Origin of the sequence: Azospira sp. I09 (assembly GCF_009177135.1) — a bacterium.
Taxonomy (GTDB): Bacteria; Pseudomonadota; Gammaproteobacteria; order Burkholderiales; family Rhodocyclaceae; genus Azospira; species Azospira oryzae.
In genome coordinates this window covers 2,923,082-2,944,645 of sequence record NZ_AP021844.1, presented here as the reverse complement: position 1 = coordinate 2,944,645, position 21,564 = coordinate 2,923,082, and the positions used below count along the sequence as shown (strand labels likewise).

The window sequence follows — 21,564 nt, the reverse complement described above, 5'->3', positions numbered from 1 at the left end:
ATCAAGGTCGGCAAGCCGCCATCTACATGACGCCATGCAACATCTTGGCTGCCAGCAGCACCAGCACGCCGGCGAAAATCCGCTTCAGGGTCGCCACCGGCAGGCGATGGGCCAGACGCGCCCCCACCGGGGCCGCCACCACGCTGCCCGCCATCACCCACAGCAGGGCCGGCAGATAGACGTAACCAACGCTCCAGGCCGGCAGGCCGGCCTCGCCCCAGCCGTTCCAGATGTAGCCCAGGGTGCCGAAGAAGGCGATGGGCAGGCCGAGGGCCGCCGAAGTGCCGATGGCGTTGCGCACCGGCACGTTACACCAGGCCAGATAAGGAACCGTCAGGGAGCCGCCGCCGATGGCCACCAGGGAAGAGAGGGCGCCGATGACCCCGCCCGCCAGCCCCAGGCCGGCCGGGCCGGGCAGTTCCCGGTGGGGCTTCGGCTTGAAGTTCAACGCCATCTGCAACGCCACGCAGGAAATGAAGCAGGCAAAGAACAGGGCCAGGCCCTGGGTGGAAATGCGGGCGGCGAGCTGGGTGCCCAGCACGGTCCCCACCAGCACCCCCGGAGTGAAAGAGCGCAGCGTGTCCCACATCACGGCGCCATGCTGGTGGTGGGTGCGCAGGCTGGAAATGGCGGTGAAGATGATGGTAGCCATGGAGGTGCCGAGGGCCAGATGCAGCATCTGCTCCGGCGGGAACTGCTGGCCGGCGAAGATCATGACCAGCAGGGGCACCATCACGGCGCCGCCGCCGATGCCCAGGAGGCCGGCCATGAAACCGGCGAAGAGGCCCAGACTCACATAGGCCAGCCACCAGAAATCAAAAAACATCGTTCAGCTCCATCAACTTGCGGGTAATGAATTGCCACTCTTCCGCCGTCACCGGGGTGATGGACAGGCGGCTGCCCTTTTGCAGCACTCCCATGGCCGCCAGGGCCGGATGGCACCGCAGCTCGGTCAGGGCCACGAAGCGCCCGCGGGCGACGAAGGCCACATCCACGTTGAGCCAGCGGGGCTGCCCGGGCGAGGATTTGGCATCGAAATAGGGACTGGCCGGATCGAACTGGGTGGCATCGGCGTAGGCGGCGGACGCCACCTGACCCAGGCCGGCGATGCCCGGCACGGCACAGCCGGAATGGTAGAAGAGCACGCCGTCGCCCAGCTTCATGGCATCGCGCATGAAATTGCGGGCCTGGTAGTTGCGCACGCCGAACCAGGGCACCCGGCCGAGACGGGCCAGGTCGTCGATGGACACTTCGTCCGGCTCGGATTTCATCAGCCAGTAAGCCATGGGCGAACAGGGGAAAAGAGGGGCCACAAAAGGAAACAGCGCGGTGGATTGCTCGCACCGCGCTGCTGTATTAGGCCCCCGCCTGTGCCGTTAGGCCGGCATCCTGAACCTGAGTTCAGAGTGGTCGCTTGCCGTCCGCATCAGGTGCACCCGACGAAGGGCGCTCACAACAGCGGATGAGTGGTTCGCGGCCGATGCCAATTAGCATTGGTTCAAGGAATATATGGCCTTGACGAACACCGCAGGGGACAATCGGCGGAAACTTTTTCTGGTGCGGCCAAGAAGGCTTCAGAACAAGGGTTCCTGGCCTTGGAGGGCCGCGTCCAACTGTGTTTCCATGGCTCCGATTCTACGCTGAAAGTCAGAGCCGTCAACGGGGGTTTCAGGATTTTCTGCGGGGCTCTCCGCCTTCCCGGCGGAAAGCAGTTCGTGGGCGATATTCAGGGCCGCCATGACCGCCACGCGCTCGGCGGCAGCAGTCTTACTCTTGGCTGCGATGTCCTGCATCTTGCGGTCCACATAGGCGACGGCAGCCAGCAGCGCTTCCTGTTCGCCGGGCGGACAGGCCACCCGGTATTCGCGGCCGAGGATGGCCACGTCGATGAAATTGCCGCTCATGCCTTGCCCTCCTCCGGCAACTGCTCGGCCAGCGCCTCGAGGCGGACACGGGCCGCCTCCATGCGCTCGACCAGACGCAGGCGCTCGTCTTCCGCGCTGGCCAGTCGGGCGCGCAGTTCCTGGTTCTCGGCCCGCAGGCTGTGGCAGAGGTTGACCACCTGCGCCACCTTGCCCTCGAGGGCATCCAATTGCTTAGTCATAGGCGCGAACTATAGAGGCCAAAAACACGCAAGGTCAAGGACTAAGACCATATTTTGAATGTGTTTTATGCCGAAGCGCCCAGGCGCCGGCCTCGCCATACAGGCAGGTATGGAGTACCATCCGCCCCCGTTGTTCCACCAGGGACAACGCTCCGCGTCAGGTGCCGCGGGAGGAGTCCTCCTCCGCGGTTAAACGGGAAACAGGTGCGCGCCGCCAGCAGCGGCGCAATGCCTGTGCTGCCCCCGCAACGGTAAGGAAGTGCGGGTCCATCACGATGCCACTGGGTCACCCCCGGGAAGGCGATGGATCAAGACTTCCGAGCCCGGATACCGGCCTGAACGGAATACCGAGTGAGCCGGATCGGCCCGACCACCATCAGCTCACTTCCTTCGCCACCTTCCGGCATTGCGGGGACGCTCGCCGGATACGAGGAGTCTCACCTCATGAAACCATGCATTTCCCTTTCTGCAGCCTCCCTCGGCCTGCTGTTCACCGCCCACACCCACGCCCAAAGCACGGAACTGGAAACCATTAAGGTAACAGCAACCCGCGTTGCTTATGCTGAGGCAGACGCCGCCTACGCTGCCGAAATACACACCCGGCCGATGATTGACCGCTCCGGGGCCCAAACCCTTTTCGACTACCTAGCCCAGCATAGCTCGGTAAATGTTGCCCCCAGCTTTGGCAACCGTTTTACCCCCATGCTCGACATGCGCGGCTACGGCAGCGAGAACGGCTACCAGAATATTGCCGTCAGCCTCGACGGACAGCGCCTGAACAATATCGACATGGTGCCCCAACTGCTGGGCGCCATTCCCTTATCCGCCATCGACCGTATTGAAATCACCAAAGGGAGCGGTTCCGTTCTCAACGGGGATGGCGCCATGGCAGGTACGATCCAGATTCATACCCGCCCCTATTCAGGTATCTCTATCGGCGCCTATACCGGTACCGACGGCGCGCTAGGGCTGAACACTGCTGCTGGCACGCAAGGCGAGAACTACAGCATTTCCGCCAGCGCCGACCACAGCAAGCATGGCGGATATAGTCAGGCGGATATCAGCGGCCATAAGGATTCCTCCGAAATGCGCAATGAACGAGCTGCGCTGAAGGTACGTCCTCTGCGTGATCTATGGCTGAACGTCGATGTCTCCAGTACCTACATCGACACTCGCTACCCCAACGCACTATCCCAAGCCCAGTTTGATGCAGACCCTTCACAAGCCGGTGCCACCAGATATACACATCAGCAATTCACTACCGACCAATGGCGCCTGGGCGGCGAGTGGAGCCTGAACGACAGCACCAAACTCACCTACGCTCATCGCCGGGAAGACAAGCACTCAGAGTTCGTCGGCACCTTCAAGGCAGACTACGACATCGAAGGCAACGATCTGGCCGTGGTCCACACCGGCGACACCTTTGACCTTACAGCAGGCTTCCAGAGTACGGACGGCAATCGTATCCAGGCATTTGATCAAACCAAGAAAAACAGCCGTGCCTACTATGTTCAGGGCGTCTATCGCCTCGGCGACACCACTCTGTCAGCAGGGACGCGCAGAGAAAGCGTTCGCTATGAGCATCTACCCGCTGGCGGCGCTCAATTGTCCCGAGAGCGGGACCTGGATGCCTGGGATCTGGGCATCAACCAGCGGCTAGATAGCCGCTATTCCGTTTTCGCCAACCTTAACCAAGCCTTTCAGGCGCCGGATGTTGACAGATTCTTCGTTGGGGGCACCTTCAACGCCTTCATAAACCCGGCCAAAGCGAAAACCTTGACGCTGGGGCTCAATCGAATGGCACCGGGAAACCGCTTCAAGCTTGCTGTTTTCCGAAGCAATCTGGACAACGAAATTTATTACTACAACACCGGAAACTGGCTGACCAGCTTCAACACCAACATCGACAAATCCCACAAGTACGGCCTGGAAGTCCAGCAGTTCTGGCAAGCCACGCCTCAATTGTCGCTGAACGCCAACTACGCCTATACCCGCTCAATCATCGATAGAGAAAGCCAGGGCAATGGCGCCTTCGATGGCAAGGAACTTCCCGGTGTCCCCCATCACAACCTCGCCCTATCCGGAACCTATGCCTTCACCCAGCGCTCGGAACTGACCCTAAGCCAGAACTGGCGCAGTGACAGCTACGCCATCGGGGATTTCGCCAATAACCGCAGTCAGCGCCAGGCTGCTTACAATCTGACCAACCTCACTTACCGCTACCGCCTGCAAGGCTGGGAACTGTTCGCCACGGTCCAGAATCTCTTCGACCACAAGAACGGCATCTGGACCAGAGACAACGGCATCTATCCGATCAACTTCTCTCGCAGCGCACTGGTCGGTTTCAAGGCCACTTTCTAAAGACCAACCATGCCCTCCCGCCGTCGTGCCCTGATCGTCATTGCCCTGCTGGTGCTGCTGGCCGGGGTGAGCCTGGTCGTGGCCCTGGCGGTGGGCAGCATCAGCATTCCCCCCGGCGTCGTCCTGCAGGGGCTGCTCGGGGACGCCGAGGCGCCGGGCTACGCGGTGGTGCATAACCTGCGCCTGCCCCGGGCCCTGGCCGCCTTTGCCTGCGGCGGGCTGCTGGCGGTGGCCGGCTGCCTGATGCAGGTGCTGCTGCGCAATCCCCTGGCCGATCCCTATGTGCTGGGCATCTCCGGCGGCGCCGGGGTCGGCGCCCTGGTGGCCATCCTGCTCGGGCTGTCCGCCTTCGGCATCAACGGCCTCGCCTTCAGCGGCGCCCTGGCCGCCACTTTCCTGGTCTTCGGCCTGGCCCACGGCGACGGCTCGTGGACCCAGACCCGCCTACTTCTCACCGGGGTCATCGTCGCCGCCGGCTGCGGCGCCCTGGTGGCCCTGATGCTGTCCCTGGCGCCGGAGCACAAGCTGCACGGCATGCTCTACTGGCTGATGGGCGACCTCTCCCAGGCCACCGATGCCCGGCCGCCCCTGCTGGCCCTGGCGGCGGCCCTGCTGCTGGCCCTACCCTTTGCCCGGGAACTTAATCTGCTAGCCCGGGGCCTGGCCACGGCCCAGGCCCTCGGCGTGGCCGTGGTGCGCCTGCGCCGGCTGGTCTATGTGGTGGCTTCCCTGGCCACCGCCACCGCCGTCACCACCGCCGGCTCCATCGGCTTCGTCGGTCTGGTGGTGCCCCATCTGGTGCGCCTGGCGGTGGGCAACGACCAGCGCCTGCTGCTGCCCGCCTCGGCGCTGGCCGGCGGCGCCCTGCTGGCCCTGGCCGACACCCTGGCCCGCACCGTGGCGGCGCCCCAGCAGCTGCCGGTGGGGGTGCTGACCGCCCTCATTGGTGTGCCCGTGTTCCTCTTCCTCCTCACCCGGGCGCCGCGATGACTGCCTTGCTGCAAGCCAGCCGACTCACCGTGCGCATCGGCGACCGGGAGGTCTGCCGCGACCTGGAACTGCAACTGCAGCCGGGGGAACGGCTGGCCATCCTGGGACGCAACGGGGCCGGCAAGTCCACCCTGCTGTCCACCCTGGCCGGCCTGCGTCCGGCCCAGGGCGGCGAGGTGCGCCTGCAGGGGCGCAGCTATGGGGAACTGGGGCCCCGGGCGGCGGCCCGGCAACGGGGCTGGATGGCCCAGACCCAGGCCGACGCCTTCGCCTCCAGCGTGCTGGAGACGGCCCTGGCCGGGCGCCATCCCCACCTGGGCCGCTGGGACTGGGAATCGGGCGCCGATGCGGAACTGGCCCGGGCCGCCCTGGCCCGGGTGGGGCTGGCCGGCATGGAACAGCGGGAGACGCCTTCCCTCTCCGGCGGCGAGCGCCAGCGCCTGGCCATCGCCACCCTGCTGACCCAGGCGCCGGACCTCTACCTGCTGGACGAGCCCCTGGCCCACCTGGACCTCTCCCACCAGATCACCGCCCTGGAACTGTTCGCCGGCCTGGCCCGGGAGCGGGGCGCCGGCGTGGTGATGGTGCTGCACGACCCGGGCCTGGCCGCCCGCTACTGCGACCGGGCCCTGCTGCTGCAGGGCGACGGCACCTGGGAGAGCGGCCCGGTGGCCGAGATCCTCACCGCTGCCCACCTTAGCCGCCTCTACGGCCATCCCCTGCGGGAGGTGGAGGACGGAGGCAGCCGCTGGTTCATCCCCTGCTGATTCCCGCTTCTTTTCCCTTTTTCCCCGATTCCCGGAGTTCCCCATGAGCGACGAGCGCAACCAACGCCACAACAGCCGCATGGCCCGCAAGAAGGAAGTGGTCGACGCCAAGATCGCCCAGGCCAGCCAGGAGCGCGGCGTCCTGCTGGTGCATACCGGTAACGGCAAGGGCAAGAGTTCCGCCGCCTTCGGCGTCCTCGCCCGGGCCCTGGGCCACGGCCACAGCGCCGCCGTCATCCAGCTGGTGAAGAGCCGCTCCGACACCGGCGAGGAAGGCTTTTTCCGGCAGCAGCCCCGGGTGCACTGGCACGTCATGGGTGAAGGCTTCACCTGGGAAACCCAGGACCGGGAGAAGGACCTGCGCGCCGCCCGGGCCGCCTGGGAGCAGGCCTGTGTCTACCTCGCCGACCCGGCCATCGACCTGGTGATCCTGGACGAGCTGACCTACGCCTTCAAGTACGGCTGGCTGGAACTGGATGCGGTGTTGGCCGCCTTCGCCGCCCGCCCGCCGCACCAGCACGTCATCGTCACCGGCCGCGCCGCGCCGGAGGCCCTGGTGGCCGCCGCCGACACCGTTACCGAAATGGGCATGGTCAAGCACGCTTTCCAGGCCGGCGTCGCCGCCATGCCCGGGATCGAGTTCTGAAGGGCCGCCGGCCTGACCGGCAATAGACACGGGCATCCTGGCGACGGCATGCCGCCGATGCCCGTCCCGCCTGCCTCCCAGGCCATCCCCCCAAAATCTCCACCGAGCCGCCGCCCATGACTTCCCTCGCCTGCCCCGCCCTCCTCGTCGCCGCCCCCGCCTCCGGCCAGGGCAAGACCACCGTGGTCGCCGCCCTGGCCCGGCTCCACGCGCGCCAGGGGCGCCGGGTCAAGGTCTTCAAGTGCGGCCCGGACTTCCTCGATCCCCAGATCCACCAGGTGGCCAGCGGCCAGCCCTGCGACAACATCGACTTCCGCATGGGCGGCGAGGCCGACGCCCGCTGGCGCCTGGCCCGGGCCGCGGCGGAGAACGACCTGATCCTGGTGGAAGGGGTGATGGGCCTCAACGACGGCGAACCCTCCGCCGCCGCCCTGGCCCGCCTGCTGGGCCTGCCCATCCTGCTGGTGCTGGACGCCTCCGCCATGGCCGGCAGTTTCGGCGCCGTCGCCTTCGGCCTCAAGCACTACCGGGAGGAACAGGGCGGTGGCGCCCCCATCGGCGCGGTGCTGGCCAACCGGGTCGGCAGCGCCTACCACGCCCAACTGTGCCGCGACACCCTGGATGAAGCCGACATCGCCTGGTACGGCCACCTGTCCCGGGACAACGACGCCGCCATGCCGGAGCGCCACCTGGGCCTGCTCCCCGCCGCCGAGATCGAGGACCTGAAACAGCGCCTGGACGCCATGGCCGACGCCCTCGCCGCCACCGCCGCGGCCCAGTTGCCGCCGCCGGTACACTTCGCCCCGGCCCCGCCGCCCGCCCTGCCCCCCCTGCTGGCGGGCAAGGCCGTGGCAGTGGCCCGGGACGCCGCCTTCTGCTTCGCCTACCCGGCCAACCTGGAATGCCTGGCAAACCTGGGGGCCCGCCTCGTCCATTTCTCGCCCCTGGCCGACGCCGCCCTGCCCCCCTGCGACGCTGTGTGGCTGCCCGGCGGCTACCCGGAACTGCACGGTGCCGCCATCGCCGCCAACCGCTCCATGGCCGCCGCCCTGCAGGCCCACGCGGCCGCCGGCAAGCCCCTGCTGGCCGAATGCGGCGGCATGATGAGCCTGTTCGAAACCCTGGTCTCGGTGACGGGGGAAAGCACGGCCGGCTTCGGCCTGCTGCCCGGCGAGAGCCGCATGCAGAAGAAGCTGGCCGCCCTGGGCCTGATGGCCGCCGAACTGCCGGAAGGCCGCCTGCCCGGCCACAGCTTCCACTACTCCACCAGCAACACGCCCCTGGAACCCCTGGTACGGGCGCTCAAGCTCACCGGCAACACGCCGGGGGAGCCCATCTACCGGGTCGGCCGCCTCACCGCCTCCTACGTGCACTTCTACTTCCCCGCCAACCCGGAGGCGGTGGCCCGCCTGCTGGGGGCCTGAGAGCGTCATGCTGGCGCGCCTGCTGCGACGTCTCCTGGGCCGGCAACGGCCGCTCCCGCCGGCCAGCCCGGAGGAACGGGCCCGGCGGCTGATCGCCGCCATCGACGCCGGCGGCATTCCCCTCAATCCCATCGCCCTCAACCGGCTGGCCCGGGAACTGGGCCTGGAAGTCTCCCGCCAGGCCCGGCCGGAAGAGACGGTGGCCCGCATCCGCGCCCTGGTGGCCCGGCTTTAGCCCGGCGCCCGAGTCTGGCATCATGGTCCCCATGAAAAATCTGCCCCTCAGCTTCATCGTCATGGAGTTTCTCGGCCTGCTCTGCCTGGTGCCCGCCGTGGCCAGCCTGGCCGGATTCGGCGCCCTCCTGCATCCCATCCTGGCCGACAGCGGCGCCGGCATCGCCGCCCTGGTGACGGCCGTCTCCCTCATCATTTCCGGCTTCTTTCCCTTCGTCCTGCGTCGCCTCATGGTGCAGGAGGAGCAGCAGGACGCCGCCAACCACCGCGGCGGCTGAACCCTGAGGCCTAGGCGGCCCCTGGGGCGGCCGGCTCCAGGGGCAGGCTGACGCGGAAGGTGGAACCCTGGCCCGGGGCGCTGCGCACTTCGATGCGGCCGCCGTGCTTCTTGACCACGATGTCGTAGGAGAGGGAAAGGCCCAGGCCCGTGCCCTTGCCCACCGGCTTGGTGGTGAAGAAGGGCTCGAAAATGCGCTTCTGCACTTCCGGCGTCATGCCCTTGCCGGTGTCCTGCACCTCCATCCACACCCCGTTTTCTTCCCGGCCCGAGCGCACGGTGATGGTGCCGTGCTCAGGGATGGCGTGGGCCGCGTTCACCAGCAGGTTCATGAACACCTGGTTGATCTGGGCCGGCATGCACTGCACCAGGGGAATGTCGCCGTACTCCCGCACCACCTCGGCCTTGTACTTGAGCTCGTTCCACACCACGTTGAGGGTGCTTTCCATGCCCTTGTTGAGGTCCGCCGTCTGCAGCTCGGCCTCGTCCACGTGGGAGAAATCCTTGAGGTCCTTGACGATCTTGGTGACCCGGGCCAGGCCCTCGTCGGACTCGGCCAGCAGGGCCGGCAGGTCGCTCTTCAGGTAGGCCAGGTCCGCCTCCTCCCGCACCTGCTGCAGGGCGGCGAAGGCCGGGCCGCTGTCCGGCAGGTGCTGCTCGTAGGTGTCGATGACCTTGAACAGCAGGGCGATGTCCTGCTTCAGGCTGCCCAGGTTGGAATGGACGAAGCCCACCGGATTGTTGATCTCGTGGGCCACCCCGGCCGCCAGCTGGCCGATGGCCGCCATCTTTTCCGACTGCAGCAATTGCTGCTGGGTGCTTTCCACCTTCTGCAGCAGCCGCGCCAGTTCGGCCTGCTCCGCCGCCAGGCGGACGTTGGCCGCCGACAGCTCCCGGGTGCGCTCCTCCACCTTGGCCTCCAGCTGCTGGTTCATGGCCGCCAGGTCCCGGTTCTGCTGGGACACCAGGTGGTAGAGGCGGCCCAGGGCGTCGAGCAGGGCGCTGGTGCTGTCGGCCACTTCGCCGCTCTCGGCGGCGAAGGCCTCGGCGGCGGACTGGCCGGCCTGGACCCGGGACATCTGGCGCGCCATGACCTGGTCCTCGCCCAGGATGTGCACCGTCAGCCAGGCGGCGAGAAAACCGTGCACCGTCTCAGCCGGCTGGCTGAGGGAGGAACGGGCCTGCCACATGGACAGCAGCTGCTCGACGAACTGGCGGTGGTGCTGCACGTGGAGGTCCTGGTGGCGGATGTCCAGGCCCAGCTCCGTCATCAGCCGCTCTTCGTCGGCGAAATGCAGATGGGCGTAGTCGGCCAGCTGCTTGAAAATCTTCTGCAGGGCCTCGTCGGTGCCCTCGCCCTCGGCCAGCAAGAGGTCGCCGACCCGGTTGACGATGTCCACCAGATGCCGGTGCTGGGCATCCACGCTGGGGATGCCGGTGACGAAACGCTCATCCCAGACAAAAGCTTCCATGACGCTCCCTGATCCTAGGACACGATTGCATGCCGATAGGGTACAGCGCCGGCCGCCGCCCTGCCACCCGGCAAGACCCTAGTTCCCGGGCGGGGCGAAGCCGCAGGGTCAAATCTTCATCTCACTTCATGGCCGAGGGCAGGCGCAGCACCGAGCCGGCCACGGCAAATTCGCCCCAGCCCCGGTGGTGCAGGGTGCGGGGACGCTTGCGCGGTTCGGCCCAGGCGGCCACCACTTCGAGCACGAACAGGTTGTAGCGCGCCACCCAGCCCCGGTCGTGCACCACGCACTCCAGGCTGGCATAGCACTCGTCGATGAGGGGAGCGCCAACCCGGGAGGCGGGACTCGGCGTCAGGCCGGTGAGGCGGAACTTGTCGCGGCGGCGCCCGTGGCTGTTGCCGCAGGCCACCACCTGGGGCGCCAGGTCGGCGGTGGGAATGTTGAGCACGCACTCGCCGTTGGCCTCGAGCCAGGCGAAGCTGTCGTCCCGGCCGCTGACCAGGACGCCCACCAAGGGCGGCTCGAACTCCATCATCATGTGCCAGGAGAGGGTCATCACATTGGGCCGCCCACCCCGGGGATCGGCGGTGGTGAGCAGCAGCACCGGGCCGGGTTCCAGCAGGCGGTAGGCTTCGGCGAGGGGAACGGACTGTTTTTTCATGGCGGGCTCCGGCGGGCAGAACCCTTCCATCATAGCCAGCCCGGCGGCAAAGGGCTCAGTAGAACCAGGAAATGCCCGCCGTCAGCCGCCGCGCGTCGGTGTCGCCGCCGCTGCCACCGATGGCCACGTCCGCCAGCAGGCCCTTGCCCACCACCCGGGCGACGCCCAGCAGCCAGTGGTCGATGCGTTCCCCCAGGGGGCTGCGCACGAAGCGCGCCTCCGCCGCCAGGCCCCAGCCGTGCAGGGGGCCGGCGTCCCACAGGCGGAACCAGTTCACGCCCCACTCGCGCCCCTGGTGGGGCTCGCCGGGACGCCGTCGGTCCTGGGAATAGCCGCTGCCGAAGGTGCCCAGGTCCGTGTCCAGGTTGAGGCTGAAGCCCCGGGTGTGGCTGTGGTGCTCCTGGTCATGCAGGCGGTTGGCGCCGGCGAAGGCGGCCACGTGGAGCCCGTTCCAGGCCGGCAGGGCGTATTTGAGCAGCACCTCCCGGGAGGCGGCGCGGGAGCCGCTGCCGTCGTCGAAGAGAGTGCGGGAACTGCCCTCCAGACCGACCACGGCGCTGAAGCCGGCGCCCAGGCCGAAGGTGGCTTCCAAGGGCGTCACCGTGCGCCGCCGGGTGCCCCGCTCGGGCCGCAGCTCCCGGTCCACGCCGGCGGTGAGATGGCCTTCGCCCCACTCCACCCGGTCTGCCGGCTCGATGCCGAAGGCGCGGAAATGGAAGTCCGTCTCGGAATCCATTTCCGCCTCGGCCCGGGCGCCCCAGGCCAGGAACAGGGAGCACAGCAGCAGGAGCATGCGCATGGCGGCGACCTACCGGGCCGGACGGCGGTGGCGGGCCGTCTCCAGGTGTTCGCAGAGGCGGGCCGCCCCTTCCAGGATGCGCGGCGTGTGGCGCTGGATCAGCTCGGGCGGGACGAAGAAGAGGTTGTCCCGGACCACGGCGGTGATCTGCTTCCAGCGCTTCCAGTCGTCCAGCCACTCGGGCCGGGAATCGCCCATGCCGCTGGCGATGATGGCTTCCGGATTGGCGGCCAGCACCGCTTCCTCGCTCACCTTGGGCGCCATCTGCTCCACCTGGCCGAAGACGTTGCTGCCGCCGCACAGGCTGATGACGTCGGAAATGATCTGCTGGCGGCCGACGGACATCAGGGGCTGTTTCCAGATCTGGTAGAAGGTGGGCACCCTGGGCTGCCCGGAATACTGCTTGCGGATTTCCGCCAGCCGCGCGCGGAAGCGGGCGGCGGCGCCGTTGGCGACGGCACTGGTGCCGGCCAGCTGGCCGAACTTCTCCAGCTGCTCGGCCACGTCCTCGATGCGGTTGGGCTGGGAGATGAAGACCGGGATGCCCAGGCTGCGCAGCTTGGCCACGTGGCCGGGGGCGTTGCCGCTTTCCCAGGCGATGATGAGGTCGGGACGCAGGGCCGCCACCGCTTCCAGGTCCAGGCGGGAGTAACCGCCGACCCGGGCGATTTTCTTCGCCGCCTCCGGATAGTCGCTGTAGTCCACGGTGCCCACCACCTGCCCGCCGGCGCCGGCGGCGAAGAGATTCTCCGTGATGTGGGGCGCCAGGCTGACGATGCGCCGGGCCGGGGCCGGCAGCCGCAGGGTCGCCCCCGTGTCGTCCTTGAGCACGATGTCGGCCGCCTGGGCGGCGCCGCCGCAGAGGGCCAGGGATAGCAGCAGCACGGCTTTCATAGATCCTTCCTCAGTTCGTTGAGGGCGCCTTCCAGGCGGCACCATTCGTCGTCGCTACCGGGCAGGCCGAAGCGCAGGCTGGAGGAGCCGTCCACTTCCAGGAACAGGCGCACCAGGATGCCGCGGCGGGCCAGTTCGTCGTACACCCAGTCGGCCCGGGGATGGGGCAGCCAGCGGAAGAGGCCGGTGCCGGTGCTGGCCCCCAGGCTGTCCTGCAGCAGGGTTTCCAGGCGCTCGGCGGCCACCTGCAATTCCTGGCGCATGTCGGCCTGCCAGGCCCGGTCTTCCAGGGCACAGCGGGCCACCCAGCGGGCCGGGCCGGCCACCGGCCAGGGGCCCAGGGTGTCGGCCAGGGCCTCCAGCAGTTCGGGCCGACCGATGGCAAAGCCGACCCGGGCCCCGGCCAGGCCGAAGAACTTGCCCAGGGAACGCAGCACGATGATGTTGGGCGCCGCCTTGGTGCCGGCTAGGTCGGCCAGGGAATCCCGGGGATCGGCGTCGGCAAAGGCCTCGTCCACCACCAGCAGGCCGCCCCGCTTGGCCAGAGCCCGGGCGGCGGCGCGCAGGCGACGGGCGGTGATGCGCTCGCCGGTGGGGTTGTTGGGGTTCACCACCACCACCACGTTGTGCTCCTTGGCCACCTCTTCCAGCCGGGGCGGGGCGAAGGGGGTGACGGCCCATTCGGCCTTGACCCAGGCGGCGGCGTGTTCGGCGTAGGACGGAGCCAGCACCGCCGCCCGGCCCGGTGGCAGCAGCTTGGGCAGGGTCTGGATGGCAGCCTGGGAGCCGGCCAGGGCCAGCACGTGCTTGGCCCCGTAGTAATTGCGGGCGGCCACCTCCAGGCCGTCCTCCTCTTCCGGCAGGCGCTGCCAGGCACCGATGGGAATGCCGGGAATGGGATAGGCCCAGGGGTTGATGCCGGTGGACAGATCGAGCCAGTCCGCCAGGGGAATGCCCCACTGCCGGGCTGCCTGGCGCAGGCGACCGCCGTGTTCAAGCATGGAAGACCTTTCCGAGAAGGAACTGCACCAGGGCGATGAGGGGCAGCAGGGCAACGATGGCTGCCAGCCACAGGACCAGGCCGCGTTGCACCAGATGGCTGGCCCGGTCGATGTCGAAGGCGGCGGCAGGGCGGCCTTCGCCCAAAGGCGGGCGCTGTTCCTCCCGGCCGTGGTAGATGGCGGCACCGCCCAGGAGGACGCCGAGGGAGCCGGCGCCGGCGGCCATCACCGGGCCGGCGTTGGGGCTTTCCCAGGTGGGGGCCTGGGCTTTCCAGCAGGCCAGGGCCTGGCGGGTGTTGCCGAGCCAGGCGTAGGTCAGGGCGGTGAGGCGGGCGGCGGGCCAGTTGAGCAGGTCGTCGAGGCGGGCGGCGGCCCAGCCGAAGTGCAGGAAGCGCTCGTTCTTGTAGCCCCACATGGCATCCAGGGTGTTGGCCAGGCGGAACAACAAAGCGCCGGGACCGCCCAGCAGGGCGAACCAGAAGAGGGTGCCGAAGACGGCGTCGTTGCCGTTCTCCAGCACCGATTCGACGCAGGCCTTGGCCACCCCGGATTCGTCCAGGGCGGTGGTATCGCGGCTGACCATGTAGCCCACCTTCTGGCGCGCCGTGGCCAGGTCGCCGCCGGCCAGGGGCACGGCCACGGCGTCGGCGTGTTCCTTCAGGCTGCGGGCGCCGAGGGCGAAGTAGAGCAGGCCGGCGTCGGCCAGGATGCCCAGCCAGGGCGTGGCGCTGGCCCAAGCGGCGAGCAGCACCGGCGGCAGCACGGCGAAGCTCCAGGCGAGCAGGCCGAAGATGCGCAGGGCGGAGCGGGAGGCGACGGCGGGCGGCGGCCGCAGGGCTTTTTCCAGCAAGTTGGCCAGGGCGCCGAAGGCCACCAGGGGATGGCCGCGACGCGGCTCCCCCAGCAGCCGGTCGAGACCGACGCCGAGAAGGGCGGCTAAGGGCAGGGCAAGCCAGCTGGGCATGGGATAATCCGTGGTTTCAATCAGACCCCGGGCGGGGGCCGCACAGAGCGGCCGGCCGACCGGGCAACAGTGCCGGCGCTTTTGCATCGTCCTGGCACGAAAGAGCGGATTTTAAATGAATAAGCCCACCCTCATGGTCCAGGGTTGCACCTCGGACGCGGGAAAGAGCACCGTGGTGGCGGCCCTGTGCCGTCTGCTGCACCGGCGCGGCGTGCGCGTGGCGCCCTTCAAGTCCCAGAACATGGCCTTGAATTCCGCCGTCACCGTGGATGGCGGCGAGATCGGCCGGGCCCAGGCCCTGCAGGCCCTGGCGGCCGGCCTGGAGCCCCATACCGACTTCAATCCGGTGCTCCTGAAACCCAACACCGACACCGGCGCCCAGGTCATCATCCACGGCCAGGCGGTGGCCGACCTCAACGCCCGGGACTACCACGAGTACAAGCCCCGGGCCATGGCGGCGGTGCTGCAATCCTACGGCCGCCTCTGCGACCAATACGAGGCGGTGCTGGTGGAAGGGGCCGGCAGCCCGGCGGAGATCAACCTGCGGGACCGGGACATCGCCAACATGGGCTTCGCCGAGGCGGTGGACTGCCCGGTGGTGCTGGTGGCCGACATCGACCGGGGCGGCGTCTTCGCCCATCTGGTGGGCACCCTGGCGCTGCTCTCGGAGAGCGAACAGCAGCGCACCGTGGGCTTTCTCATCAACCGCTTCCGCGGCGACATCAGTCTGCTGCAGCCGGGACTGGACTGGCTGGAGGCCCGCACCGGCAAACCCGTTCTGGGGGTCCTGCCCTACCTGCACGGCCTGTACCTGGACGCAGAGGATGCCGTGGCCCGCACCAGCCTGGATGCTGGTCCCAGCCAGGGCCGCCGTCTCAGGGCCGTGGCGCCTGTCTATCCGCGCACCTCCAACCACAACGACCTGGACCCCCTGCGCCTGCATCCGGAAGTGGACTTCCGCTTCATCGGCCCCAACGAGGCGCCGCCCCAGGACGTGGACCTGATCGTCCTGCCCGGCTCCAAGAGCGTCCAGGCCGACCTGGCCTGGCTGCGCCAGCATGGCTGGGACACTGCCCTGCGCCGCCACCTGCGCTACGGCGGCAAGGTCATCGGCATCTGCGGCGGCCTGCAGATGCTGGGCCGCCGCCTGCACGACCCCCTCGGCCTGGAAGGCGCCCCCGGCTCCGCCGACGGCCTCGGCCTGCTGGACCTGGAAACCACCCTGGCGGCGGAAAAGCAGCTGCGCAACGTGAGCGGCCGGCTGTGCCTGCCCGGGGACGCGGCCCTGGCCGGCTACGAAATCCATATGGGCGTCAGCCACGGCCCGGCCCTGGAGCGGCCCGCCGCCATCTTCGCCGACGGCCGCCCTGACGGCGCCCTGTCGGCGGACGGGCAGATCCTCGCCACCTACTGCCATGGCCTCTTCGACCAGCCCGCGGCCCTCGCCGCCCTGCTGGCCTGGGCCGGTGCCGAGATGGGCTTCGCCCCGGCGCAGACGGTGGACCCGGTGGCCCGGCGCGAGGCGGACCTCAACCGCCTGGCCGACGCCACCGCTGCCGCCATCGACTGGGACAAGTGGCGCGCCGCCCTGCCCGGCCAGCCCTGGTAGGTCTCCTCGGGTGGCGGCCGGCAGCGACCGCCACCCCGTCAGCGGCGACATTCCCGGAAGCGATTTTTCGCGCTTTTTCCGCCCGCTTCCCGAGGCCAAAATGCTGTGCCGCAACAAGCAGTTGTGGATAACCGCTCTTTGCGTCCATTGGGAAAAACCCGCATACTTCCGCTCTTTTATTTTTCACAGCAAGCCCGGGAGCCCGCGCGGCTCCCCAGGAGTTAAGTCATGGAAAAGGATCTGCGCGAAGCAGCGCTCGAATATCACCGCCTGCCGACCCCCGGCAAGATCGCCGTTCGCCCCACCAAGGGTCTGACCAACCAGCGGGACCTGGCCCTGGCCTACTCCCCCGGCGTGGCTTACGCCTGTGAGGAAATCGTCGCCAACCCCAACGCCGTGGACGAAATGACTTCCCGCGGCAACCTGGTGGGCGTGGTCACCAACGGCACCGCCGTGCTGGGCCTGGGCAACATCGGCCCCCTCGCCGCCAAGCCGGTGATGGAAGGCAAGGGCTGCCTGTTCAAGAAATTCGCCGGCATCGACGTTTTCGACATCGAAATCTCCGAGAACGACCCGGACAAGCTGATCGACATGATCGCCGCCCTGGAACCCACCCTGGGTGGTGTGAACCTGGAGGACATCAAGGCCCCCGAATGCTTCTACATCGAAGAGAAGCTGAAGGAACGCATGTCCATCCCCGTCTTCCACGACGACCAGCACGGCACCGCCATCATTTCCGCCGCCGCCATGCTCAATGGCCTCAAGGTCATCGGCAAGGACATCGCCAGCGTCAAGGTGGTCTGCTCCGGCGCCGGCGCCGCCGCCATCTCCTGCCTCAACCTGTGGTGCGAACTGGGCATCAAGCGCGAGAACGTCACCGTCTGCGACTCCAAGGGTGTCATCTACGTCGGCCGCGACGCCAAGATGGAAGCCACCAAGGCCCGCTACGCCCAGGAAACCAGCGCCCGCACCTTGGCCGACGCCATCGTCGGTGCCGACATCTTCCTCGGCCTCTCCGCCGCCGGCGTGCTGAAGGCCGAGATGGTCAAGCAGATGGCCAAGGACCCGCTGATCTTCGCCCTGGCCAACCCGACCCCGGAAATCATGCCGGAACTGGCCAAGGAAGTCCGTCCCGACGCCATCATCGCCACCGGCCGCTCCGACTACGCCAACCAGGTCAATAACGTCCTCTGTTTCCCCTTCATCTTCCGCGGCGCCCTGGATGTGGGTGCCAAGCGCATCACCGAGGAAATGAAGCTGGCCTGCGTCAAGGCCATCGCCGCCCTGGCCCAGGAAGAAGTCAGCGACGAAGTGGCCATGGCCTACCAGGGCCAGCAGCTGACCTTCGGCCCCGAGTACCTGATTCCCAAGCCCTTCGATCCCCGCCTCATCTCCATCATCGCCCCGGCCGTAGCCCGGGCCGCCATGGAATCCGGCGTCGCCACCCGTCCCATCGTGGACATGGACGCCTACCGGGACAAGCTGAAGGAATTCAACACCCACACCGGCGTCGGCATGCGCGCCGTCTTCTCCGCCGCCAAGCAGGGCGAAGCCAGCCGCGTCATCTACGCCGAAGGCGAGGACGAGCGCGTCCTGCGCGCCATCCAGGTGATCCTGGAAGAGCGCCTGGCCAAGCCCATCCTGGTGGGCCGCCCGGAAGTGATCGAAGCCCGGCTGCAGAAGATCGGCTCCAAGCTCAAGGCCGGCGAGCACTTCGAAGTGGTGAACCCCAACTACGACGAGCGCTACAAGGAATGCTGGAGCGCCTACCACCAGCTGATGAAGCGTCGCGGCGTCACCATCGACATCGCCAAGATGCGCCTGCGCTCCGACAACACCATCATCGGCGCCATGCTGGTCAAGCTCGGCTACGCCGACGCCCTGATCTGCGGCATGAGCGGTCGCTTCGCCCACCACCTGCGCCAGGTGGAAGAGGTGATCGGCAAGGCCGCCGGCCACAACACCCTGGCCGCCATGAACCACCTGCTGCTGCCCAACCGGGCCCTGTTCCTCTGCGACACCCACGTCAATGAGAACCCGGACGCCCAGCAGCTGGCCGACATCGCCGTGATGGCCGCCGAGACCGTGCGCAGCTTCGGCATCACCCCCAAGGTGGCCCTGCTCTCCCACTCCAACTTCGGCTCCTCCCAGTCCGCCTCCGCCCGCAAGATGTCCGAAGCCGCCGACATCGCCCGGGCCAAGGCCCCGGACCTGGAGATCGACGGAGAAATGCACGGCGACTCCGCCCTGTCCGAGGAAATCCGCCTGCAGTCCGATCCGGAATCCCCCCTCAAGGGCGAGGCCAACGTGCTGGTGATGCCCAACCTGGACGCCGCCAACATCTCCTACAACCTGCTGAAGATGACCGGCGGCGAAGGCGTCACCATCGGCCCCATCCTCATGGGTGTGGCCAAGCCGGTGCACGTGCTGACCGCCACCGCCACCGTGCGCCGCCTGGTGAACATGACGGCCCTGGCCGTGGTGGATGCAAAGAAGCAGCGCTGAGTCGCAACGGCCGGGCTAGCCCCGGCCAAAAAGAAAAGCCCCGCCGGCCGCAAGGCCCCGGGGCTTTTTTCTTGCCGCCCGGCACCGCCTGTAGCGGCCCTGGCGACCAGGAAGGCGGACTCGCCTACTGGATGATGAAGTTGGTGAACAGCACTTCCTTGACGCCGCTCTTGGGCGTCTCGTCGAGGAGTCTGTTGAGGACGTCGCGGATGCTTTCCGCCAGGGCCTTCTTGCCCTCCAGGGTCAGCAGCTGTTCCGGCTGCTCGGAGGAGAGCAGGATGATGAGCTTGTGCTGCACCTTGGGACGGATGGCCTTGAGAGTCCCATCCACCTCGGCGTGGGCCACTTCGAACACCATGTCCACCTGCAGGATGCGGCCGCTGCCGGCCAGATTGACGACGAAACGCAGGGGCTCCGCCGCCGCCCCGCCGCCGCCTTCATTGGCAAAGGCCGGCGCCGCCAGGAAGGCGAACAGGCACAACAGGACAGAGCAACTCCGCGCAATCATCTTCATGACTTCCCCTGGAGAGAAAACCTGCACCGGCTCAAGACAAAAAAATAGCCCCGGACGGGGCGCGCTGCGGACGGCTTGGCGCCACCGGAAAGGATGGTGCCCATGGGCAGGATTGAACTGCCGACCTCTCCCTTACCAAGGGAGTGCTCTGCCACTGAGCTACATGGGCCACACATTCGGGCCACCAGCGAGAAAACGGCAGCCCTGCAAAATAAAACGGCCCCCTAGCGGAGGCCGTTTTACCTGAATCTGGTGGGTTGTGAGTGGCTCGAACACTCGACCTACGGATTAAGAGTCCGCTGCTCTACCAACTGAGCTAACAACCCGAATGAGGGGCGCATTATAGCCGCCCTACTTCCGTTTGTACACCTCTTTTTTCCAGAGGCTGGTGGGTCGGGCGAGATTCGAACTCGCGACCAACGGATTAAAAGTCCGCTGCTCTACCGACTGAGCTACCGACCCGCAAAAACGGAGCGCGAATTATAGGGGGCACCCCCGGGCCTGTCAAACCCGGGATTGATGCGGGTGGGCGGGCTATTCGCTGAGCATGCGCCGGTACTGCAGGCGCAGGGCCAGCCAGGCGCCGGCAATGATGGACAGGGTGGTGATGAGGCTGCCCAGGGCCAGGGTGGAGATGCCGGAGAGGCCCTGACCCACGGTGCAGCCGAGGGCGGTGACGCCGCCGAAGCCCATGAGGACGGCACCGATGAGGTGGCTGGCCGTGTCTTCCGCATCGCGGAAGCCTTCCCAGCGGAAGCTGCGGCGGGACAGGGCCACCAGGGCGGAACCGGCGACGACGCCGAGCACCGTGGCGATGCCCAGGGTCAGCTTGCGGCTGGCGTCGCTCCAGGTGGCGAACAGTTCCAGGGCGTAGGCCGGCGGGGCGACGAAGGTGAGGGACTCCATGCGGCCGCTGTTGGTGCCAAGGAAAGCCGGCTGCAGGGTGTCGGGATGTTCGGCGACGAAGGCCAGATGGCCGCTGAGGAACCAGCCGCCCACCACGGCGGCGCCGATTGCCAGACCGCCGAGGATGTACTCGGCCTGGCGGAAGTCGGCGCGCAGCAGGGGCGCCGCCAGCAGCAGGCCGCCGACGCTGCCGGCCACCAGGGCCGACGCCGTGGCCGGCGGCAGGCCCAGGAGAGGCTGCAGCAGCCGGGGCAGGTCCTGGCCCGGGGCGGACAGATCCACGGCCAGGACATCCAGCAGGCCGACCCGCAGCAGGGCCGGCAGGCCCTTGAGGGTGGCCAGGGCGGTGAGGCCCATGACCAGGAACACCACCAGGGATTTGAGATTGCCGCCCCCCAGGCGCACCAGGGTCTTGGCGCCGCAGCCCGAGGCCAGCACCATGCCGATGCCGAACAGCAGGCCGCCCACCAGGTGGGACGCCCACAGCAGGCGGGGGGCGGTGTAGATGGAATTGGCCACGTCGATGAGGCCCGCCAGCTGCAGGCCGGCAGTACCCAGCACCGCCGTGCCCATGGCCAGCAGCCACATGCCCATGCGGTTCCAGTCCCCCATGTTCACGATGTCGGACACCGCGCCCATGGTGCAGAAGCAGGTGCGCTGAGCGACGGCGCCGAAGAGGCCGCCGAGACCGGCGGCCAGCCACAGCAGGGGCGACAGATCGGGCAGGCTGTCCATCAGGCGCTACGGTAGGGCGTGGGATCGGCCAGGCCGGCGGCGCGGAAGCCTTCGGCCCGCAGGCGGCAGGAATCGCAGACGCCGCAGGCCCGGCCCTCGTCGTCGGCCTGGTAGCAGGAGACAGTGATGCCGTAATCGACACCGAGGGCGGTGCCGCGCTGGACGATCTGGGCCTTGGTAAGGTCGATCAGGGGCGCATGCACATGCAGCTCGGCCCCTTCCACCCCGGCCTTGGTGGCCAGATTGGCCATGCGTTCGAAGGCGGCGATGAATTCGGGGCGGCAGTCCGGGTAGCCGGAATAATCCACGGCATTCACGCCGACGAATATGTCCTTGGCCCCCAGCACTTCGGCCCAGGCCAGGGCGAAGGAGAGCATGACGGTGTTGCGGGCCGGCACATAGGTGACGGGGATGCCGCCGGCCTGGACGCCCTCGACGGGCACGGCAATGGAACTGTCGGTGAGGGCGGAGCCGCCGAACTGGCCGATGTCCAGGCGCACCACGCGGTGCTCCTTGGCGCCGAGGGCGGCCGCCACCCGGGCGGCGGCCTGCAGCTCGGCCTTGTGGCGCTGGCCGTAGTCGAAGGACAGGCAATAGGGGGCAAAGCCTTCGCTCTTGGCGATGGCCAGGCAGGTGGCGGAGTCCAGGCCGCCGGAAAGCAGGACGATGGCAGGGCGAATGTCAGTCATAGGGGGGCAAAT

Annotated in this window: 22 protein-coding genes, 3 tRNA genes, 1 other RNA gene and 1 riboswitch; of the genes, 9 read left to right on the top strand and 17 right to left on the bottom strand. The window is 67.9% G+C overall.

What is annotated here, in order from left to right; translation table 11 throughout:
• Nucleotides 1–22 precede the first annotated feature (22 nt).
• The 5 genes from AZSP09_RS13775 to AZSP09_RS13755 form a co-directional block, all read right to left on the bottom strand.
• Complete coding sequence (locus AZSP09_RS13775; protein WP_152090362.1) at nucleotides 23–826, bottom strand: sulfite exporter TauE/SafE family protein; 804 nt, start codon at nucleotides 824–826, stop codon at nucleotides 23–25.
• Nucleotides 816–1,271: an EVE domain-containing protein gene (locus AZSP09_RS13770; protein ID WP_232058798.1), complete on the bottom strand. Its 456-nt coding sequence runs from the start codon at nucleotides 1,269–1,271 to the stop codon at nucleotides 816–818. The genes AZSP09_RS13775 and AZSP09_RS13770 overlap by 11 nt, the downstream gene beginning before the upstream one ends.
• A gap of 86 nt (nucleotides 1,272–1,357) precedes the next feature.
• Nucleotides 1,358–1,537: non-coding RNA, 6S RNA (ssrS, locus tag AZSP09_RS13765), on the bottom strand.
• A gap of 37 nt (nucleotides 1,538–1,574) precedes the next feature.
• Nucleotides 1,575–1,904, bottom strand: coding sequence for a cell division protein ZapA (locus AZSP09_RS13760; RefSeq protein ID WP_130459812.1), 330 nt, complete (start codon nucleotides 1,902–1,904; stop codon nucleotides 1,575–1,577).
• Nucleotides 1,901–2,104: a hypothetical protein gene (locus tag AZSP09_RS13755; RefSeq protein WP_152090361.1), complete on the bottom strand. Its 204-nt coding sequence runs from the start codon at nucleotides 2,102–2,104 to the stop codon at nucleotides 1,901–1,903. The genes AZSP09_RS13760 and AZSP09_RS13755 overlap by 4 nt, the downstream gene beginning before the upstream one ends.
• A gap of 142 nt (nucleotides 2,105–2,246) precedes the next feature.
• Nucleotides 2,247–2,457, top strand: a riboswitch (cobalamin riboswitch).
• On the opposite strand from AZSP09_RS13755, the gene AZSP09_RS13750 reads away from it, so the two are divergent.
• From AZSP09_RS13750 to AZSP09_RS13720, 7 genes are all read left to right on the top strand, one after another.
• Entirely contained in the window at nucleotides 2,456–4,465 is a 2,010-nt protein-coding gene (locus tag AZSP09_RS13750; RefSeq protein ID WP_152090360.1) for a TonB-dependent receptor, read from the top strand. Its footprint overlaps the riboswitch before it by 2 nt.
• 9 nt (nucleotides 4,466–4,474) lie before the next feature.
• Nucleotides 4,475–5,455, top strand: coding sequence for a FecCD family ABC transporter permease (locus tag AZSP09_RS13745; RefSeq protein WP_152090359.1), 981 nt, complete (start codon nucleotides 4,475–4,477; stop codon nucleotides 5,453–5,455).
• Nucleotides 5,452–6,222 (top strand): ABC transporter ATP-binding protein, encoded by a 771-nt coding sequence (locus AZSP09_RS13740; protein ID WP_152090358.1) that lies wholly within the window; start codon nucleotides 5,452–5,454, stop codon nucleotides 6,220–6,222. Before AZSP09_RS13745 ends, AZSP09_RS13740 begins: the two co-directional genes overlap by 4 nt.
• A 43-nt stretch (nucleotides 6,223–6,265) precedes the next feature.
• Complete coding sequence (cobO, locus tag AZSP09_RS13735) at nucleotides 6,266–6,868, top strand: cob(I)yrinic acid a,c-diamide adenosyltransferase (RefSeq protein WP_152090357.1); 603 nt, start codon at nucleotides 6,266–6,268, stop codon at nucleotides 6,866–6,868.
• A gap of 116 nt (nucleotides 6,869–6,984) precedes the next feature.
• Nucleotides 6,985–8,292: a cobyrinate a,c-diamide synthase gene (locus AZSP09_RS13730; protein ID WP_152090356.1), complete on the top strand. Its 1,308-nt coding sequence runs from the start codon at nucleotides 6,985–6,987 to the stop codon at nucleotides 8,290–8,292.
• 7 nt (nucleotides 8,293–8,299) lie between these two features.
• On the top strand, nucleotides 8,300–8,527 hold the full coding sequence (locus AZSP09_RS13725; RefSeq protein ID WP_152090355.1) for a hypothetical protein: 228 nt from the start codon (nucleotides 8,300–8,302) through the stop codon (nucleotides 8,525–8,527).
• A gap of 22 nt (nucleotides 8,528–8,549) precedes the next feature.
• Nucleotides 8,550–8,804, top strand: coding sequence for a hypothetical protein (locus AZSP09_RS13720; protein WP_232058797.1), 255 nt, complete (start codon nucleotides 8,550–8,552; stop codon nucleotides 8,802–8,804).
• A 10-nt stretch (nucleotides 8,805–8,814) separates the two neighbouring features.
• Here AZSP09_RS13720 and AZSP09_RS20625 read toward each other — a convergent pair whose 3' ends face one another.
• The 6 genes from AZSP09_RS20625 to cbiB all read right to left on the bottom strand — a co-directional run bounded on the left by AZSP09_RS20625 (nucleotide 8,815) and on the right by cbiB (nucleotide 14,594).
• On the bottom strand, nucleotides 8,815–10,275 hold the full coding sequence (locus tag AZSP09_RS20625) for an ATP-binding protein (RefSeq protein ID WP_152090354.1): 1,461 nt from the start codon (nucleotides 10,273–10,275) through the stop codon (nucleotides 8,815–8,817).
• Between the two features lie 121 nt (nucleotides 10,276–10,396).
• Nucleotides 10,397–10,936, bottom strand: coding sequence for a flavin reductase family protein (locus tag AZSP09_RS13710; RefSeq protein ID WP_152090353.1), 540 nt, complete (start codon nucleotides 10,934–10,936; stop codon nucleotides 10,397–10,399).
• A gap of 55 nt (nucleotides 10,937–10,991) precedes the next feature.
• On the bottom strand, nucleotides 10,992–11,735 hold the full coding sequence (locus AZSP09_RS13705; RefSeq protein ID WP_152090352.1) for a hypothetical protein: 744 nt from the start codon (nucleotides 11,733–11,735) through the stop codon (nucleotides 10,992–10,994).
• A 9-nt stretch (nucleotides 11,736–11,744) separates the two neighbouring features.
• On the bottom strand, nucleotides 11,745–12,629 hold the full coding sequence (locus tag AZSP09_RS13700) for a cobalamin-binding protein (protein WP_152090351.1): 885 nt from the start codon (nucleotides 12,627–12,629) through the stop codon (nucleotides 11,745–11,747).
• Nucleotides 12,626–13,630 (bottom strand): threonine-phosphate decarboxylase CobD, encoded by a 1,005-nt coding sequence (cobD, locus tag AZSP09_RS13695; protein ID WP_152090350.1) that lies wholly within the window; start codon nucleotides 13,628–13,630, stop codon nucleotides 12,626–12,628. Before cobD ends, AZSP09_RS13700 begins: the two co-directional genes overlap by 4 nt.
• The gene (gene cbiB / locus AZSP09_RS13690) at nucleotides 13,623–14,594 is read right to left on the bottom strand and encodes an adenosylcobinamide-phosphate synthase CbiB (protein ID WP_152090349.1); all 972 of its coding nucleotides are present in this window, start codon (nucleotides 14,592–14,594) and stop codon (nucleotides 13,623–13,625) included. The genes cobD and cbiB overlap by 8 nt, the downstream gene beginning before the upstream one ends.
• Nucleotides 14,595–14,709: 115 nt before the next feature.
• Between cbiB and AZSP09_RS13685 the strand changes: the two genes are divergently transcribed.
• The gene (locus AZSP09_RS13685) at nucleotides 14,710–16,203 is read left to right on the top strand and encodes a cobyric acid synthase (RefSeq protein ID WP_152090348.1); all 1,494 of its coding nucleotides are present in this window, start codon (nucleotides 14,710–14,712) and stop codon (nucleotides 16,201–16,203) included.
• A gap of 228 nt (nucleotides 16,204–16,431) precedes the next feature.
• Nucleotides 16,432–18,708, top strand: a complete 2,277-nt coding sequence (locus AZSP09_RS13680) for an NADP-dependent malic enzyme (protein WP_130459797.1) — start codon at nucleotides 16,432–16,434, stop codon at nucleotides 18,706–18,708.
• 124 nt (nucleotides 18,709–18,832) lie between these two features.
• Here AZSP09_RS13680 and AZSP09_RS13675 read toward each other — a convergent pair whose 3' ends face one another.
• The 6 genes from AZSP09_RS13675 to queC form a co-directional block, all read right to left on the bottom strand.
• Complete coding sequence (locus tag AZSP09_RS13675) at nucleotides 18,833–19,222, bottom strand: flagellar basal body-associated FliL family protein (RefSeq protein WP_152090347.1); 390 nt, start codon at nucleotides 19,220–19,222, stop codon at nucleotides 18,833–18,835.
• A 94-nt stretch (nucleotides 19,223–19,316) separates the two neighbouring features.
• A tRNA-Thr gene (locus AZSP09_RS13670) sits at nucleotides 19,317–19,391 on the bottom strand.
• Between the two features lie 81 nt (nucleotides 19,392–19,472).
• A tRNA-Lys gene (locus AZSP09_RS13665) sits at nucleotides 19,473–19,548 on the bottom strand.
• Between the two features lie 60 nt (nucleotides 19,549–19,608).
• Nucleotides 19,609–19,684: transfer RNA gene (locus tag AZSP09_RS13660), tRNA-Lys, on the bottom strand.
• A gap of 72 nt (nucleotides 19,685–19,756) precedes the next feature.
• Nucleotides 19,757–20,863: a YeeE/YedE family protein gene (locus AZSP09_RS13655; protein ID WP_152090346.1), complete on the bottom strand. Its 1,107-nt coding sequence runs from the start codon at nucleotides 20,861–20,863 to the stop codon at nucleotides 19,757–19,759.
• The gene (gene queC / locus AZSP09_RS13650; RefSeq protein ID WP_130459795.1) at nucleotides 20,863–21,552 is read right to left on the bottom strand and encodes a 7-cyano-7-deazaguanine synthase QueC; all 690 of its coding nucleotides are present in this window, start codon (nucleotides 21,550–21,552) and stop codon (nucleotides 20,863–20,865) included. Before queC ends, AZSP09_RS13655 begins: the two co-directional genes overlap by 1 nt.
• Nucleotides 21,553–21,564: the final 12 nt, after the last annotated feature.

What these genes read in the sequence shown, in the direction of transcription:
- AZSP09_RS13675 (WP_152090347.1), bottom strand. Translation starts at nt 19,222, where the DNA reads ATGAAGATGATTGCGCGGAGTTGCTCTGTCCTGTTGTGCCTGTTCGCC.
- AZSP09_RS13720 (WP_232058797.1), top strand. Translation starts at nt 8,550, where the DNA reads ATGGTCCCCATGAAAAATCTGCCCCTCAGCTTCATCGTCATGGAGTTT.
- AZSP09_RS13760 (WP_130459812.1), bottom strand. Translation starts at nt 1,904, where the DNA reads ATGAGCGGCAATTTCATCGACGTGGCCATCCTCGGCCGCGAATACCGG.
- cbiB (WP_152090349.1), bottom strand. Translation starts at nt 14,594, where the DNA reads ATGCCCAGCTGGCTTGCCCTGCCCTTAGCCGCCCTTCTCGGCGTCGGT.
- cobD (WP_152090350.1), bottom strand. Translation starts at nt 13,630, where the DNA reads ATGCTTGAACACGGCGGTCGCCTGCGCCAGGCAGCCCGGCAGTGGGGC.
- AZSP09_RS13685 (WP_152090348.1), top strand. Translation starts at nt 14,710, where the DNA reads ATGAATAAGCCCACCCTCATGGTCCAGGGTTGCACCTCGGACGCGGGA.
- AZSP09_RS13770 (WP_232058798.1), bottom strand. Translation starts at nt 1,271, where the DNA reads ATGAAATCCGAGCCGGACGAAGTGTCCATCGACGACCTGGCCCGTCTC.
- AZSP09_RS13725 (WP_152090355.1), top strand. Translation starts at nt 8,300, where the DNA reads ATGCTGGCGCGCCTGCTGCGACGTCTCCTGGGCCGGCAACGGCCGCTC.
- AZSP09_RS13740 (WP_152090358.1), top strand. Translation starts at nt 5,452, where the DNA reads ATGACTGCCTTGCTGCAAGCCAGCCGACTCACCGTGCGCATCGGCGAC.
- AZSP09_RS13705 (WP_152090352.1), bottom strand. Translation starts at nt 11,735, where the DNA reads ATGCGCATGCTCCTGCTGCTGTGCTCCCTGTTCCTGGCCTGGGGCGCC.
- AZSP09_RS13755 (WP_152090361.1), bottom strand. Translation starts at nt 2,104, where the DNA reads ATGACTAAGCAATTGGATGCCCTCGAGGGCAAGGTGGCGCAGGTGGTC.
- cobO (WP_152090357.1), top strand. Translation starts at nt 6,266, where the DNA reads ATGAGCGACGAGCGCAACCAACGCCACAACAGCCGCATGGCCCGCAAG.
- AZSP09_RS13655 (WP_152090346.1), bottom strand. Translation starts at nt 20,863, where the DNA reads ATGGACAGCCTGCCCGATCTGTCGCCCCTGCTGTGGCTGGCCGCCGGT.
- AZSP09_RS13680 (WP_130459797.1), top strand. Translation starts at nt 16,432, where the DNA reads ATGGAAAAGGATCTGCGCGAAGCAGCGCTCGAATATCACCGCCTGCCG.
- AZSP09_RS13730 (WP_152090356.1), top strand. Translation starts at nt 6,985, where the DNA reads ATGACTTCCCTCGCCTGCCCCGCCCTCCTCGTCGCCGCCCCCGCCTCC.
- queC (WP_130459795.1), bottom strand. Translation starts at nt 21,552, where the DNA reads ATGACTGACATTCGCCCTGCCATCGTCCTGCTTTCCGGCGGCCTGGAC.
- AZSP09_RS13710 (WP_152090353.1), bottom strand. Translation starts at nt 10,936, where the DNA reads ATGAAAAAACAGTCCGTTCCCCTCGCCGAAGCCTACCGCCTGCTGGAA.
- AZSP09_RS20625 (WP_152090354.1), bottom strand. Translation starts at nt 10,275, where the DNA reads ATGGAAGCTTTTGTCTGGGATGAGCGTTTCGTCACCGGCATCCCCAGC.
- AZSP09_RS13775 (WP_152090362.1), bottom strand. Translation starts at nt 826, where the DNA reads ATGTTTTTTGATTTCTGGTGGCTGGCCTATGTGAGTCTGGGCCTCTTC.
- AZSP09_RS13700 (WP_152090351.1), bottom strand. Translation starts at nt 12,629, where the DNA reads ATGAAAGCCGTGCTGCTGCTATCCCTGGCCCTCTGCGGCGGCGCCGCC.
- AZSP09_RS13745 (WP_152090359.1), top strand. Translation starts at nt 4,475, where the DNA reads ATGCCCTCCCGCCGTCGTGCCCTGATCGTCATTGCCCTGCTGGTGCTG.